The following is a 14,252-nucleotide window of genomic DNA, read 5'->3' as shown; positions in this document are numbered from 1 at the left end:
GGCGGCTGGGTGAGCAGCGGGCCTTGCGCAGGATGTGCCAGTCCTTGAGGGTGGCGGCGCCGCGTTCCCCCACGGCGCGGACCTTGGCGTGGTACCGGTTGAACAGCTTCTTGCGTTTCCCCGGATTGCAGCGCTTCTTGCGCTTGTAAGGGGTGCTGATCGCGCCGCCTGCGCCGATGTACTCCTTGTCGGCGTAGCCGACGATCGCCCAGAAGGTCAGGTGGTCGATGATGCCGTGCTTGCGGGCCGCGGTCAGGTCGTGCACCGAGCCCGGCAGGGCGGGCGAGGGCCAGATCAGATCGCCATGGGGATCCAACATCCTCGGGTCGCTGGACTGTCAGCAACACCGCACGCGCGTAATCTTCCGTCTGCAGAAGTCCTGTGATCAACAACGCCTCGAACGTATGCCTCACAGACGCCTTGAAAGAGGGCTCCGATCACCTGTTGACGGCTTGAGATCGATCCGTAGCCGAGGGTGATCCGATTCGTCAGGCTGGTCAGGTCATTTCGCAAGCGAGACCGGGCGACGAGGAGTGTTTTCAGCAATGAAGAGCGCGAAACTCGCGGAACTTCGCGAGGTGTTCAACGGGCACCGGATCTGGCGGTTGGTCCGATCAGACGGACGGCTGGGCGACTGGGTGGCTACGCTGCACGATCCCGCGGCCGGAGTGGATCCGACCGTCATCGGCTCCACCGCCGCGGAACTGCACGACGCGCTAATCCGCGAAGGCGGCCGGGCCCGGGTCAAGCGGGAGCCTGGATCACTCTGGGCTGGGTGTCAGAGGCGGGAGTGGCGGCGGCGGACCAGGCGGCGGGAGCGGCGTTGGGGTGGGAGCCACTTGGTGCGGAACCACATCTGGATCTGGGCGCCGCCCAGGACGGAGCGGTGGATGCGGAGGTGGCCGCCGGTGGCCTCGGCGGCGCGGCGGGCGATGTCGAGGCCCAGGCCGGTGGAGCCGCCGCCGCTGCTGCCGCGTTTCAACGCGGCCTCGGGGTCGGAGATGCCGGGGCCCGCGTCCGCCACGAGGATGCCGGTGAGGCCCTTGCCGACGTGGAGGGTGACGGCGAAGTCGGTGCCCTCGGCGGTGTGACGGAAGACGTTGCCGAGGAGGGCGTCCAGCGCGGCGGCCAGCTCGGTGGCGGGGATGGGCAGGGGGGCGGGCTCGTCGGCGCCGATGAGTTCGCAGGAGCGGCCCTCGTCCTCGGCCAGCACCGACCAGAACGCGACGCGTTCCCGCAGGACCTTGGAGGCGTCGCAGCTGCCGCGCGCGGTGGGTTTGCGGACGGTGCGGATGATCTGGTCGACCTCCTGCTCGATGCGGCTGACCGCCTCGCGGGTCTGGTCGGCGACGGGGCCGTTGCCCAGCGCCTCGGCGTTGAGCCTGAGCGCGGCCAGGGGGGTGCGGAGGCGGTGCGAGAGGTCGGCGGCCATCTCCCGTTCGGCGGCCAGGAGCTGGACGACGTGGTCGGCCATGGCGTTGAACGCCAGGCCGGCCTCCATCAGCTCGGGCGGGCCGTCGGGGTCGATGCGGACGCGCAGGTCGCCCTCGCCGAACGCGGCGGCGGCCTCGGCGAGCCGGCGGGTGGAGCGGATCATGCGGGCGCCGAGCCGGTCGGCGACCGCGACGGAGCCGGCCACCAGGGCGGCGGCGACGGCGGTCATGACCAGCCAGGCGCTGGTGACGCCGCGGGTCAGGTCCTCGTCGGGGATGAAGACCTCGACGACGGCGGTGCGGCCGGCGTCGAGGGAGACGGGCTGGAGCAGGACGTGGCCGCCCTCGACCTTGGTGGTGTAGGAGCGGCCGCGGCGGGCCGCCTCGGTGATCTGTTCGAGCCGGGCCCTGGACCCGCTGCGCGGCCCCTGGGGGACGACGGTGTTGTCGGGCATGTGGACGGCCATCCGGCGGGCCGCGCCGGCCGTGGTGCTGAGGACGGCCCGTTCGAGGGCGCCCGGGTCCTCGGTGACGACCAGGACCGGGCCGAGCGCGCTGGCCTGCCGTTCGGCGGTGGTGAGGGCCCGGTCGCGGGCGATCTCCCGCACGGTCAGCGCCAGCGGGATCAGGAAGGCCAGCGCGACCATCGAGGTGACGGCCAGCGAGACCAGGACGAGCGTACGTCTCATGTCTTGTCCGGGTCGGCGAGGCGGACCCCGACTCCGCGGACGGTGTGCAGGTAGCGGGGGGAGGCGGCGGTCTCGCCGAGTTTGCGGCGCAACCAGGACAGGTGCACGTCGATGGTCTGGTCGTCGCCGTACGCCTGCCGCCACACCTCGGCGAGCAGCTCGCGGCGCGCCACGACCCGTCCGGGACGGGCGGCGAGGTAGGCGAGCAGGTCGAACTCGCGTCGGGTGAGTTCCAGCGGGGCGCCGTCCAAGGCGGCCTCGCGCCGGTCCAGGTCGATGTGCAGGCCGCCGACGCGGATCTCCGCGGTGGGCCCGGACCGGGACGAGCGGCGCAGCACGGCGGCCAGCCGGGCGCTGAGATGCTCGGCGGAGAACGGTTTGATCAGGTAGTCGTCGGCGCCCGCGTTGAGCAGCCGGACGATCTCGGGCTCGTCGTCCCGCGCGGTCGCGATGATCACCGGCACGTCGGAGATGCCGCGGAGCATCTTCAGCACCTCGGCGCCGTCCAGGTCGGGCAGTCCGAGATCGAGGATCACCACGTCGGGAGGCGACTGGGTGACCTCTCTCAGGGCGTCCATGGCGGTCCCGACGCTGCGCACCACGTGCGACCGTGCGCTGAGTTCACGGATGAGGGCCGTCCGGACGTTCGGGTCGTCCTCCACCACGAGCACACTCGACATGCCCGCACCGTATGCCACGATGTGGGCCATGCGTGGCGCAATGTCGTACGTTGCCCCCTGGTTGATCGTGACGACGGCGGCCGTCGCGCTCTCCTGGCTGGGCGTACGGGACGTCGTGCGCGGCGCGATCTTCGACCGTGCGGCGCCGGAGCCCTGGTCAGGCCCGGTGATCTACGCCAGCCCGTCCACGCCGCCGGGCAGCGTCGGCACTCCCGCGGCCCGGGACGGCGCCGGAGACGACCAGTCGGCCTCGGAGACCCTGTCGCCCTCGCCCTCACCGTCCCGCGACCGCAGGGCCGCCCACGATGAGGACCACGAGCGGCAGGCCGAGATCCGGGGCTTCTCCACCCGCGGTGGCCGGGCGGTGCTGGCGATCTGCGACAAGGGCAGGCGGCGCGGCGTGCGGCTGGTGTCGGCGACGCCGAACCCCGGGTACGAGACGCGGGTGTGGGGCAACCATGGCTGGCTGCGGGTGGACTTCATCGACGACGACCGCTCCTCCTCGGTGATCGCCACCTGGCACGACGGCCGCCCCACGGTGAGGATCTACGAGTACCGCGGCAACCGGTAGGCGGCGGCGAAGTCGCCGAGCCGCTGGAGGGCCTCGCCGGTGCGCCGCCACGGCCGCACGATCAGCCGGTCCACGCCCAGCGCCTCCCATTCGGCGACCTCGTCCGGGCCGGACAGCTCGTAGGCGTGGACGGTGATCTCGAACGGCTCGTCCTCCCGTCCCGCGTCCTTCCGGTACGCGCGCAGGCGGTCCAGCTGGGGCCCGATGGTCTCCAGGTTCTGCGGCATGCTGATCCAGCCGTCGCACAGGGTCGCGGCGCGGCGCAGCGCGGCCTTGGACTCGCCGCCCGCGATGATCGGGAGGCGTTCCTGGACGGGTTTGGGCTCGAACGCGACCTCGGGGAAGTCGAAGAACTCGCCGTGATGCTCGACGGCGTCCTCCGTCCACAGGCGCCGGGAGACCGTGATCGCCTCGTCCAGCCGGGGCCCGCGCGTCGCGAAGTCGATCCCGGCGGCCCGCCACTCCCCCTCGTACCAGCCGGCGCCGATCCCGGCGATCGCCCGGCCGCCGGAGACGTGGTCGAGGGTCGCGAACGCGCGCGCGGCCACGAACGGGTGCCGCAGCGCGTAGAGGTAGACGGCGGTGCCGAGCCGTACGCGCTTCGTGACGGCGGCGATGGCGCACAGGTAGGCGGGCGCGTCGAACAGCGGCGTCGCCGGCTTGATGCCGGGACGGTCGGTTCCCGGGTACACGGCGGTGGACAGGTCGGTCGCGAAGACCAGGTGCTCGGGCAGCCACACCGACTCGAACCCGAGCCGGTCCGCCTCCACGGCGAGGTCCCGCCAGATTCCCGGGTGGACGAGCCCCAGCGGGACACCGAACTTCACGCGTCCTCCCCGGTGACACGGCCGTCGGCCAGGTCGCGCCGGATCGCCTCGGGGTCGCGTTCGGCCGGGTCGCCGTACCCGCCACCGCCGGACGTCTCGACGACCAGGGCCTCGCCCGCGGCGAGGGGCTGGCGGGTGGCCTTGGCGCCGAGCGGTTCGCGCGTCCCGTCCAGGCGTTCGCGGTAGTAGCCGCCGGCGCGTCCCGGCTCGCCGCCCGCCGCGCCCGGTGGCGGTCGCAGCAGCCGGTCGCCCCGGGTGTCGACGCGGGCGTCGTCCAGCATGCGGATCACGGTGCGGGTGCCGAGCCCGCCGCGGTGGCGCCCGGCGCCGCCGGAGCCGGGGATGAGGGAGACCTCCTCGATCCTGACGGGCAGCCGCGCCTCGATGGGCTCGGCCTGCGGGATGATGTTGCGCCCGCCGCCGAACAGGGCGCCCGTCGCGTCGGGGCCGTCGTACCCGTCCCGCGCGCCCATGCCGCCCAGGTCGAACGACATGTGCAGCCACGGCCGGCGCGCCCCGCTGATGCTGAACGCCTGAAGGATGCCGGACGCCGCGACTCCGCCGCTGCCGGGGGACGCGCTGGTCAGGGCGGCGAAGATGGCCTCCTCCGCCGCCGCGACCGTCCCGAACCGGCCGCCGCCGGGGTACGGGGGAGTGCAGTTGACCAGCGAGCCCGCGGGCATCCGGACGTCGACCGGCGCGAAGCAGCCCTCGTTCATCGGCAGGGACGGGTCGACGAAGCAGCGCACCGCGTACATCACGCCGCCGTGCGTCTGGGAGAACCCGGAGTTGATGGGGTGCGGCACCTGCTCGTCGGCCCCGTCGAAGTCGACCACGATGCCGCCGGAGCCGTCGACGGTCACCGCCACCCGGATCGTGTGCCCGCTGTCCAGCCGGTACTCGCCGTGGTGCGTGCCCTGCGGGAGCGCGGCCAGGCCGGTGCGCATGCGGTGCTCGGTGTGCGCGAGGTAGGCGTCGATGCCCCGCGCGAGCCCGGCCGGGGTGTGGGATTCGGCGATCTCCTCCAGCCGCCGGGCGGCGACGTTGACCCCGGCGATCAGCGCGCGCAGGTCGCCCACGAGCTTCTCGGGGGTACGGCTGTTGGCGGCCAGGACACGGACCAGGTCGTCCACGAGGCCGTCGGCGGTGGCGATCCGGACGGGCGGGAGTTGCAGGCCCTCCAGGTACACGTCGGTGGCGTCGGAGGCCATCCCGCCCGCCGACAGTCCCGACAGGTCGGCCACGTGGATGAGCGTCCCGGTGAAGTAGCGGGGCTCCCCGTCCATGAAGACGGGACGGAAGACCAGCAGGTCGTTGGCGTGGATCCCGCCCTGGTAGACGTCGTTGACGACGAACACGTCGCCGGGCGCCATGGTGCGGAGCGGATGCGCCTTGATCACGTACGGGAGGGCGCTGCGCAGGCTGGCGCACTGGATGAGGGCGGTGGACAGGGAGTGGGCGATGAGCCGCCCGTCCGCGTCCAGGATCGCGGCGGCGGCGTCCGCCCCCTCGACGATGAACGTCGAGTACGCGGAGCGGACCACCACGATGCTGGCCTCCTCCGCCGCGACGCACAGCGCGTTGCGCAGGATCTCGGCGGTCAGGTCGGCGTCGCCCCCCGCGCCGCGTGGCGCCTCCTGGCGGGCCTTGGCTTCGCTCGTGCTCACGCCGTGCTCCTCTCAAGGACGATGGCGCCGTGGTCGTCGACGGTGCCGTGCCAGCCGGGCGGGATCAGCAGGGAGCATTGCGGTTCGGTGATGACGCAGGGGCCGGACGGTGTGTCGCCCGGCGCGCACGCGTCCCGCGCGAGGGTGGGGATCTCGTGCATCGCGCCGTCCAGCCACACGCGGCGCGTCCCGGTCGTGCCGGACGAACCGGGTGGCGGCGCGGACGGAGGCGGGCCCTGCGAGCCTGCCGGGAGGACGGCGCGGACGCGGGCGGTGGTGAGTTCGGCCGGGTCGCGCAGCTCGATGCCGTACGACTCGTGGTAGCGCTTGTAGAACTCGTCTGTGGCGTGCCGCAGTGTCCCGGGGGTGATGGGGCCTGTCGGCAGCTCGATGGTGAAGGCGTGGGCTTGGCCTATGAAGCGGATGCCCACGGCCCGGATGCATTCGGCCTTGTCCGTCTCCAGGTCGGCGAGCGCTGCGCGTTCCAGTTCCTCGAAGACCTCCGTCAGTTCGCCCAGTGCGTCACGGCTCTCCGAGCAGGACAGGAGATGGTTCACGGGGGCGAGGAAGGTCTTGGCGCGTTCGATGGCGAGGTCGGCGTGCAACAGCCCTACGGCCGATCCGACCCCGGCCTTGGGCGGGACGAGGACGCGTGAGATGCCGAACCGCTCGGCCAGGCGTGCCACATGGGTGGGCGCGGCTCCTCCTAGGGCGACGAGGGTGAAGCCACGCGGGTCGATGCCGCGTCGTACCGTCACCACGTGCACGGCCGCGCCCATCTGCGCGTTGGCGATGTCGTGGATGGCGGCCGCCGCCTCGATCACGTCCACGTTCAGTGGACGGGCGACATGCTCTTCGATGGCGGCGCGCGCCTTATCCTCCGACAGCGTGAACTCGCCGAAGCCGTCTGGCGCGAGGTAGCCGAGGACCAGGTTGGCGTCGGTCACGGTCGGGTACTCACCGCCGCGTCCGTAGCAGGCGGGACCGGGGTCGGCGCCCGCAGAACGCGGCCCGACCCTCAGCGTGCCCGTCTCGACCCACGCGATGGACCCGCCGCCGGAACCGACCTCGGCCAGGTCGATCGCGGGCACCTTGATGGGGACGCCGGTGCCGGGGCGGCGCCCGCCATAGCTGCCCTTGCCTCCGACCTGGAACTCGTGGGTGATGCCTGGACGGCCGCCGCGTACCAGGCCCGCCTTGGCGGTCGTGCCGCCCATGTCGAAGGAGATGAGGTCGGCCAGGCCGCGCCGCGCGCCCTCACGGGCGGCGGCGATGACCCCTGCGGCGGGTCCGGACTCGATCGTGTAGACGGCACGGGACGCCGCGAGCGTGGCGGGCAGCACGCCTCCGGCCGACTCCATCACGTGCACGGGGGCCGTGATGCCCAGGTCCCGCAGGCGCCGCCCCAGTCGCCGGAGGTACGAGGCCATGACCGGCCCCACATAGGCCGACATGAGGGTCGTGGTGGCGCGCTCGTACTCTCCCAGTTCCGGCCAGACCGAGGAGGAGGTCACCACGGTGGTGCCCTCCGGCAGCGCGGCTTGGACGATTTCCGCCAGGCGTTGCTCGTGGACGGGGTTGACGTAGGAGTGGAGCAGGCAGATGGCCACGGCCTCCACTTCCAGCTCGGCGATGTCGGAGGCGATGCGGGCGGCGGTCTCCTCGTCCAGGGGCCGCAGCACCTCGCCGTTGGCCGCGATGCGTTCCGGCACGGCGAAGGTGTGCGACAAGGGAACGGGAGGCTCGGGACGCTCGTACGCCAGGTCGTACCGCTCCTCCTCCACCCGCGCCTGCCGTCCCAGGGCGAGCATGGAGCGGAAGCCTTCCGTGGTGATGAACGCCACCGGGACGCCCGTCCGCTCAAGGATGACGTTGGTCGCGAGCGTGGTCGCATGAACGAACCGCTCTACCTGCTGCGGTCGCACACCGGTGGCCGCGAGCACCTGCTCCACGCCGCGCAGCAGCCCGGTTGTCGGATCGTCCGGGGTGGTGAGGGTCTTCGCTACCTGCACGCGCCCATCGGTCGCCGTGAGAACGACATCGGTGAACGTGCCGCCGACATCGCTGGCGAGGGTGATGCCCATATATGTTCCTCCCCTATGGCCCTATGGCATGCGCGCAGGCCGGGCCCCGTTGAACAGGGCGGCGCGTAGCCGAGTCCTGTGAAACCCTTCATCGCCCCACGCGGCACGCAACGCCCACACCCGGTTGAGCCACAGGTGCAGGTCGAGTTCGTCGGTGTAGCCGATCGCGCCGTGCACCTGGAGGGCGGTGCGCGCGGCGCGGTGTACGGCCTGGCTCGCCGCGTTCTTGGCCATGGACACGTCCCGGGACGCAGTGGGCGCGTCATGGCTCAGCGAGTACGCCGCCCGGTAGACGAGCGGGGCGGCGAACTCCAGGCCCACCGCGACGTCGGCGAGCAGGTGCTTGACCGCCTGGAAGGAGCCGATGACCTTACCGAACTGCCGCCGCTGCTTCGCGTACCCGACGGCGTCCTCGCGCAGCCTGCGGCCGAGGCCGAGCAGTTGCGCGGCCGTCGCCAGCGCCGCGTGGTCGAACGCCGCGCGCCCGCGGGCCGACCGGGTGGGCCCGGATGAGGCGGCGGTGAAGAGCGGGCGGGTCGCGTCCACCGAGTCGTGCCTGGTCAGCACCGGTTCCTCGATGATCGACACCTCGTCCTCCGGCCCGGCGACCAGGAGGAGCCCGGCGAGGTCGGCGTCGGGGAAGGCGGGCGCGTCCGCCGGACGGGCCGACACCACGAGCGTGCCCGCGGCGATCTCCTCCAGCCGGGCGGTCCCGCCGTCCCGCAGGAGGACCGGAGCCGCCACGGCCGTCTCGACCAGCGGGCCCGGCACCGCGAACCAGCCGGTCTCCTCGTAGGCGAGGACGGTGTCGACCGGGGACAGCCCCAGCCCGCCGTGCTCCTCGGCGATGTGCGCGCCGAGCAGGCCCACCTCGGCGAGCGCGCGCCACGCCGGGCCCGGACGATCCCCGGTGGCCGAGGCGCGGACGGCCTCGGGCGGGCAGGTCTTGCCGAGCACCTCGCGGACGGTCTCGGCCAGCAGCCGCTGGTCGGCGGTGAACGAGAACCTCATCGCGGCAGCCCCAGGACGCGCTCGGCGATGATGTTGCGCTGGATCTCGTTCGTCCCCGCGTAGATGGGTCCGGCGAGCGCGAACAGGAAGCCGTCCAGCCACGGGCCCGCGAGCGGGGCGCGCGGGCCGAGCAGGTCGAGGGCGAGCTCGTGCATCCGCAGGTCCAGCTCCGACCAGAAGACCTTCATCAGGCTGGAGTCGGCGCCCAGCTCGGCGCCCTCGGCGATGCGCGCGGCCGCGTGGAAGGTGTGCAGGCGGTAGGCGTCGCTGTCGCACCATGCCTGCGCCGCCGCGTCCCGTAGCGCCGGGTCGTCGCTGCCGGACGCCAGCTCCAGCAGGCGGTCGGCGGTGGCCATGAACCGGCCGGGGCTGCGCAGCGTCAGGCCGCGCTCGGAGCTGGTGGTGGCCATCGCGACCCGCCACCCCTCGCCGACGCCGCCGAGCACCCCGTCGTCGGGGACGCGCACGTCGTCGAAGAAGATCTCGGCGAAGCCGTGCTCGCCGTCGAGCTGGGCGATCGGCCGGACGGTGACGCCCTCGCTGTCCAGCGGCAGCATGAAGTAGGTCAGGCCGCGGTGCCGCTCGGAGCCGGGGTCGGTGCGGAACAGGCCGAAGCACCAGTCGGCGAACGCCGCCCGCGAGCTCCAGGTCTTCTGGCCGTTGAGGCGCCAGCCGTCCCCGCCCGGGTCGCGCGTCGCCGTGGCGCGCAGGGCGGCCAGGTCGCTGCCGGCCTCGGGCTCCGACCACGCCTGCGCCCAGATGTCGTCGGCGCGGGCCATGCGGGGCAGGTGGCGCCGTTTCTGCTCGTCCGTCCCGTAGGCCATGAGGGTCGGGGCGAGCAGGAAGATCCCGTTCTGGCTCACCCGGCCGGGGGCGCCCGCGGCCCAGTACTCCTCCTCGAAGATCAGCCATTCGACGAGGCCGGCGCCGCGTCCCCCGTACTCCTCGGGCCACGACACCGCCGACAGGCGCGCCTCGGCCAGCGTGCGCTCCCACGCGCGGTGCCGCTCGAAGCCCTCGGCGGTGTCCATCGAGGGCAGGGGGTCTGCGGGGACATGGGCGGCGAGCCACTCCCGCACCTCGGCACGGAACGCGCGCTGCCGCGGCGTGAAGGTGAGATCCACACGGCCTCCGGGTGCGAACCAAACTAGCGATCGCTTGGTACGCTAGCCGCCCGCACCGCCACCGGGCAAGCCCGGCCAGGCCCCGTCCCTCCCCGTCAGGGTCCCGCGACCACCACGGTGACCTCGTCGCGCTCCCGGAACGGCGCGAGGTCGTCCTCGGCGGCCCCGGAGTCGGTGATCAGCGTCCACGGCCGGTCCAGCGGCGTCCACCAGTGGCTGTCGGCCCGGCCCAGCTTGCTCGCGTCCGCCAGGACGAACACCTCGCGGGCCTGCTCGACCATGAGCCGTTTCAAGGACGCCTGCTCCGCCGTCCCCTCGCACACCCCGCGACCGGCCACCACCCCGTCCGCGCCCAGGAACACCGCGTCCGCCGTGATCCCGCGCAGCGCGCCCTCCGCGATCGGGCCGATCATGCCGAGGCTGACGTGCCGCACCGCGCCGCCGAGCGAGACCAGCTCCACGCCCTCGCTGTCGGCCAGCGCGTCCAGCGTGGTCAGCCCGTTGGTGACCACCGTGATCCCCGACCAGGACGCCAGCCGCTCGGCCAGCGCGCCGACCGTGGTCCCCGCGTCCAGGAGCAGCACCGCGCCCGGCCGCACCCGGCTCTCGGCGGCCTTGGCGATCGCCGCCTTCTGCGCCAGGGCGAGCCGCTCCCGCTCGTGCAGGGACTGCTCGCCCGGGGCCGCCGACAGCGCGCCGCCGTACGTGCGCACGACCGCGCCCTCGTCGCTGAGCGTCGCCAGGTCGCGCCGGATGGTGGACGGGGACACCTCGAACCGTCCGGCCAGCTCCTCCACCCGCACCGGCTGCTCCCGCAGGATGCGGGCGATCCTGGCGCGGCGTTCCTCGGCTTTCACAGGGGCTATTGTCCCCCTTGTCCCTCTCGGGCGGGGGCGAGATCGACGGCCTGGCGGAGCGCCTCCAGCATGCTCTCGTGGCCGGCGGTACCGGTGCCCGCGATGTCGAACGCCGTCCCGTGGTCGACGCTGGTGCGGATCACCGGCAGGCCCACGGTGATGTTCACCCCGGCCTCCAGGCCCAGCACCTTCACCGGCCCGTGGCCCTGGTCGTGGTACATCGCCACCACCAGGTCGAAGTCGCCCCGCACCGCGCGGAAGAACACCGTGTCGGCGGGCAGCGGGCCGCGCGCGTCGATGCCGTCGGCGCGCAGCCGCTCGATCGCCGGGACGACCTTCTCCTCCTCCTCGCCCTGGCCGAACAGCCCGTTCTCCCCCGCGTGCGGGTTGATCCCGCACACCGCGATGCGCGGCTCGGCGACGCCGGACCCGACCAGCGTGGCGTGCCCGCGCCGCACCGTCCGCTCCACCAGGCCGGGGTCGATGCGGCGGACCGCGTCCACCAGCCCGATGTGGGTGGTCACGTGGATCACCTTCAGCTCGGGCGCGCTGAGCATCATCGACACCTCCTCGGTGCCGGTCAGCTCGGCCAGCAGCTCGGTGTGCCCGGGGAAGCGGTGCCCGGCCGCGTGCAGCGCCTCCTTGTTGAGCGGCGCCGTGCAGATCGCGTCGATGCGGCGCGCCGTCGCCAGCTCCACCGCCCGCTCGATGAAGCGGTACGCCCCTTCGCCCGCCACCGCGCTCAGCCGCCCGAACGGCAGGTCGTCCGGGATGCAGGCGAGGTCGACGACGTCGATCGTCCCGTGCCGGAAGAGCGCGTCCTCCGGGCCGTCCACGGCGTTCACCGTGACCCGCTCACCGACGATCTCCGCGGCTTCGCGCAGGCGCGCGGCGTCGCCGATCACCACGGGCCGGCTGATCCGGTGCGCCTCCGGGTCGGCCAGCGCCCGGACGACGACCTCCGGCCCGACGCCCGCCGCGTCCCCCATCGTGATCCCGACGATCGGGCGTTCCATGCCTTCACTCACTCCCCTGGTCGTTGCGGACGGCGTGCAGAACGCGCGCCAGCGTCTCGGGAACGCCGAAGCCGCCCGCCTTCGTGATGAACAACGTCCCCGCCCCCGGCTTGGTGCGCGCGGCCACGACACCGGGCTCCGGCTCCCCCACCGGCCACAGCTCGCCGGCGCCCATCTCCAGCAGGATGGCCCGCGCGGTCTCGCCCCCGGTGGCCAGCAGCACGCCCGCCTTCTCGGCGGCGCCCACCGTCACGGCCGCCAGCGAACGGGCGGTGGCGAGCGCCCTGTCACGTTCGACCGGCGCGTCGGGATCGACGGACAGGACGACGTCGGCGCCCGCGCCGAAGGCCGCCCTGACGGCCTCGACCGCCCTGGCGGGGTCGGTCTCGCCGGGGGCCAGGGTCACCGCCGTCCAGCCGTCCGCGATCAGCTTCGCGCGTTGTGCGCGGGCCGTCTCCGAGTAGCTGCCGACCACGATGAGCGCGGGCCCGTCCGGGGGCGGGATCCTGGGCGGGCGCGCCGGCCCCAGCGTGCGGGCCAGCGCCGCCGTGACACCGCCGGATCCGGCCAGCAGCATCCCGTCGCCGAGCGCCTCGCACACCGCCGTCAGGTCGTCGTCGGTCTCGCCGTCGCACACCACGGCGTCCACGCCGTCGCGCGCGGCCTGCGCGAAACGCGCATCCAGCGCGCCGCCGCGGACCGCGTCCAGCCCGATGCGCTCGGCCCGCAGTCCGGCCTCCGCGAGCAGCGCGGCCACGTCACCGCCGTGCCGGCGCTCGGGAAGGGGCTCGCCGCCGACCCGCACGATGCCGCCGGCGACGGTCCGTCCCGTCGCGGGGAACGCCGGGGCGACCACGGCGAGGACGCCCTCGCCCGCGGCCGCCGCTATCTCGGCGCCGACGTTCCCCCGCAGCGTGGAGTCGATCTTCTTGACGATCCGCGCGCCGTCCTCGCGCCCGCGCTTCACCGCGTGCGCGACCCGCGCCACCGCGACGTGCTCGGGCGCGTACCGGCTGTCGGTGTCGGCGGCCACGACCCGCGCGTCCGGCCAGGTCTCGCCGAGCGCCACGGCGGTGCTCATCCGCGCCGCGAACGGCACCGCGGCGTCGGCCGCCCCGCTGAGATCGTCCGCGACGATCAGGATCTCCATCACGCGGTCGTCTCCGCCGCCTCGCGCGCGGCCGCGTCGTCGTCATCGCCCTGGACGCGGTGCGCCCACCAGGCCGTCACGATCGGGACGAGGATCGCCGTCACCACGACCGACGCCGCCACCAGCACGGTCGCGTGCGCCGCGGCGGCCTTGTAGGCCGGGTTCGCGCTGGCCACGATGGCGGGCACCGCGGCCGCGTTGCCGGCCGTGGACGCCGCCGCCAGCCCGGCCACGCCGTTGCCGCCGGTGAGCCGGTCCGCGGTGAACAGCAGCGTGCCGCTGAACAGGACCACCGCGACGCCCAGGCCCAGGCCCAGCAGCCCGGCCGTCCAGACGCTGGTGAGGTCGATGCCGGCGCCGAGCGCGAAGGCGAAGAACGGGATCAGGATCGGCGTCGCCCCGCCCAGCCACTTGCGCAGGTCATGGTCCAGGTTGCCGAGGATCGCGCCGATCAGCAGCGGAAGCAGCGCGCCGACCATCGTCTGCCAGGGGAACGCCGACAGCCCGGCCACGCCCAGCGTCACCATGGTGAGGAACGGCCCGGACTCGATCGTCATGATGGAGTAGGCGGCCACGTCCTTGGGCTTGCCGAACTGTCCCATCAGGGCCATGTACAGCCCGCCGTTGGTGTCGTTGATCGCCGCCACCACGGCCAGCGTGGACAGCCCGGCGAACATCCCGCCGCTCACCGGCAGCTCGCCCAGGAAGTGCCCCAGGACGACGCCGACGATGATCGAGGCGGCCACCTTGGCGGCGAACAGCGCCCCGCCCTTCTTGACGATGTAGGGCGTGGCCCGCACGTCGATGCCGGCGCCCATGCACACGTAGAACACGGCGAGGATCGTCAGCGCCCCGCTGAACAGGGCGCCGGTGAACGACCCGAAGTAGTCGCCGGCCGAGGGGAAGAGCGTATGGATCACCGCGCCCAGCAGCAGCGGAATGATCATCATGCCGCCGGGGATCCGCTCCACGCTCTTCTTGATCGGGATCTGCATCGCACACTCCGTACCCATGGCCCCATCGCTGGGACCTGCTCGTTCCCCCGAAGTACGGTCATGCTACTGCGCGTTTCACGCAAATCAACACCTTCATGCGCAGAATACGCAAGCAGTATCCCAACCAATCGCTTGGTACGCTCCGCCC

At 73.2% G+C, this 14,252-nt stretch carries 13 protein-coding genes; 1 reads left to right on the top strand and 12 read right to left on the bottom strand.

The genetic code is table 11. The annotated features are described in order from the left end of the window. The 3 genes from ACGWYJ_RS34075 to ACGWYJ_RS34065 form a co-directional block, all read right to left on the bottom strand. Positions 1 to 319, bottom strand: a 319-nt coding sequence (locus tag ACGWYJ_RS34075; protein ID WP_395110686.1) for a transposase family protein, incomplete at its 3' end; no start/stop codon positions are given. 459 nt (positions 320 to 778) lie between these two features. Further along, the gene (locus ACGWYJ_RS34070; RefSeq protein WP_395110685.1) at positions 779 to 2,122 is read right to left on the bottom strand and encodes a sensor histidine kinase; all 1,344 of its coding nucleotides are present in this window, start codon (positions 2,120 to 2,122) and stop codon (positions 779 to 781) included. Beyond that, on the bottom strand, positions 2,119 to 2,802 hold the full coding sequence (locus tag ACGWYJ_RS34065; RefSeq protein WP_395110684.1) for a response regulator transcription factor: 684 nt from the start codon (positions 2,800 to 2,802) through the stop codon (positions 2,119 to 2,121). Before ACGWYJ_RS34065 ends, ACGWYJ_RS34070 begins: the two co-directional genes overlap by 4 nt. 28 nt (positions 2,803 to 2,830) lie before the next feature. Here ACGWYJ_RS34065 and ACGWYJ_RS34060 point away from each other — a divergent pair, with 28 nt between their 5' ends. Then, a complete protein-coding gene (locus ACGWYJ_RS34060) occupies positions 2,831 to 3,373 on the top strand; it encodes a hypothetical protein (RefSeq protein ID WP_395110683.1) in 543 nt (180 codons plus the stop codon). On the opposite strand, the gene ACGWYJ_RS34055 is transcribed toward ACGWYJ_RS34060, so the two are convergent. The 9 genes from ACGWYJ_RS34055 to ACGWYJ_RS34015 form a co-directional block, all read right to left on the bottom strand. Next, entirely contained in the window at positions 3,349 to 4,200 is an 852-nt protein-coding gene (locus ACGWYJ_RS34055; protein WP_395110682.1) for a TIGR03619 family F420-dependent LLM class oxidoreductase, read from the bottom strand. The two genes, ACGWYJ_RS34060 and ACGWYJ_RS34055, sit on opposite strands and share 25 nt — an antisense overlap. Beyond that, positions 4,197 to 5,867, bottom strand: coding sequence for a hydantoinase B/oxoprolinase family protein (locus tag ACGWYJ_RS34050; RefSeq protein WP_395110681.1), 1,671 nt, complete (start codon positions 5,865 to 5,867; stop codon positions 4,197 to 4,199). Before ACGWYJ_RS34050 ends, ACGWYJ_RS34055 begins: the two co-directional genes overlap by 4 nt. Next, positions 5,864 to 7,951: a hydantoinase/oxoprolinase family protein gene (locus ACGWYJ_RS34045; RefSeq protein WP_395110680.1), complete on the bottom strand. Its 2,088-nt coding sequence runs from the start codon at positions 7,949 to 7,951 to the stop codon at positions 5,864 to 5,866. Before ACGWYJ_RS34045 ends, ACGWYJ_RS34050 begins: the two co-directional genes overlap by 4 nt. A gap of 21 nt (positions 7,952 to 7,972) precedes the next feature. Beyond that, positions 7,973 to 8,962: an acyl-CoA dehydrogenase family protein gene (locus tag ACGWYJ_RS34040; protein ID WP_395110679.1), complete on the bottom strand. Its 990-nt coding sequence runs from the start codon at positions 8,960 to 8,962 to the stop codon at positions 7,973 to 7,975. Next, the gene (locus ACGWYJ_RS34035; protein WP_395110678.1) at positions 8,959 to 10,086 is read right to left on the bottom strand and encodes an acyl-CoA dehydrogenase family protein; all 1,128 of its coding nucleotides are present in this window, start codon (positions 10,084 to 10,086) and stop codon (positions 8,959 to 8,961) included. Before ACGWYJ_RS34035 ends, ACGWYJ_RS34040 begins: the two co-directional genes overlap by 4 nt. A 95-nt stretch (positions 10,087 to 10,181) precedes the next feature. Further along, positions 10,182 to 10,943, bottom strand: a complete 762-nt coding sequence (locus tag ACGWYJ_RS34030) for a DeoR/GlpR family DNA-binding transcription regulator (RefSeq protein WP_395110677.1) — start codon at positions 10,941 to 10,943, stop codon at positions 10,182 to 10,184. Positions 10,944 to 10,948: 5 nt separating this feature from the next. Beyond that, the gene (gene pdxA / locus ACGWYJ_RS34025) at positions 10,949 to 11,959 is read right to left on the bottom strand and encodes a 4-hydroxythreonine-4-phosphate dehydrogenase PdxA (RefSeq protein WP_395110676.1); all 1,011 of its coding nucleotides are present in this window, start codon (positions 11,957 to 11,959) and stop codon (positions 10,949 to 10,951) included. 4 nt (positions 11,960 to 11,963) lie between these two features. Beyond that, entirely contained in the window at positions 11,964 to 13,109 is a 1,146-nt protein-coding gene (locus ACGWYJ_RS34020) for a four-carbon acid sugar kinase family protein (protein ID WP_395110689.1), read from the bottom strand. Continuing rightward, on the bottom strand, positions 13,109 to 14,104 hold the full coding sequence (locus ACGWYJ_RS34015; RefSeq protein WP_395110675.1) for a 2-keto-3-deoxygluconate permease: 996 nt from the start codon (positions 14,102 to 14,104) through the stop codon (positions 13,109 to 13,111). Before ACGWYJ_RS34015 ends, ACGWYJ_RS34020 begins: the two co-directional genes overlap by 1 nt. Between the last annotated feature and the right edge of the window lie 148 nt (positions 14,105 to 14,252).

Origin of the sequence: Actinomadura sp. SCN-SB (assembly GCF_043906805.1) — a bacterium.
Classification (GTDB): domain Bacteria; phylum Actinomycetota; class Actinomycetes; order Streptosporangiales; family Streptosporangiaceae; genus Spirillospora.
Note: the sequence above shows the minus strand (reverse complement) of the source record. Positions and strands in the feature narration are given on the sequence as shown.

Excerpts from the sequence above, each read along its gene's own strand:
- ACGWYJ_RS34060 (WP_395110683.1), top strand. The coding sequence starts at position 2,831 with ATGCGTGGCGCAATGTCGTACGTTGCCCCCTGGTTGATCGTGACGACG.
- ACGWYJ_RS34015 (WP_395110675.1), bottom strand. The coding sequence starts at position 14,104 with ATGCAGATCCCGATCAAGAAGAGCGTGGAGCGGATCCCCGGCGGCATG.
- ACGWYJ_RS34070 (WP_395110685.1), bottom strand. The coding sequence starts at position 2,122 with ATGAGACGTACGCTCGTCCTGGTCTCGCTGGCCGTCACCTCGATGGTC.
- ACGWYJ_RS34040 (WP_395110679.1), bottom strand. The coding sequence starts at position 8,962 with ATGAGGTTCTCGTTCACCGCCGACCAGCGGCTGCTGGCCGAGACCGTC.
- ACGWYJ_RS34020 (WP_395110689.1), bottom strand. The coding sequence starts at position 13,109 with ATGGAGATCCTGATCGTCGCGGACGATCTCAGCGGGGCGGCCGACGCC.
- ACGWYJ_RS34065 (WP_395110684.1), bottom strand. The coding sequence starts at position 2,802 with ATGTCGAGTGTGCTCGTGGTGGAGGACGACCCGAACGTCCGGACGGCC.
- ACGWYJ_RS34045 (WP_395110680.1), bottom strand. The coding sequence starts at position 7,951 with ATGGGCATCACCCTCGCCAGCGATGTCGGCGGCACGTTCACCGATGTC.
- pdxA (WP_395110676.1), bottom strand. The coding sequence starts at position 11,959 with ATGGAACGCCCGATCGTCGGGATCACGATGGGGGACGCGGCGGGCGTC.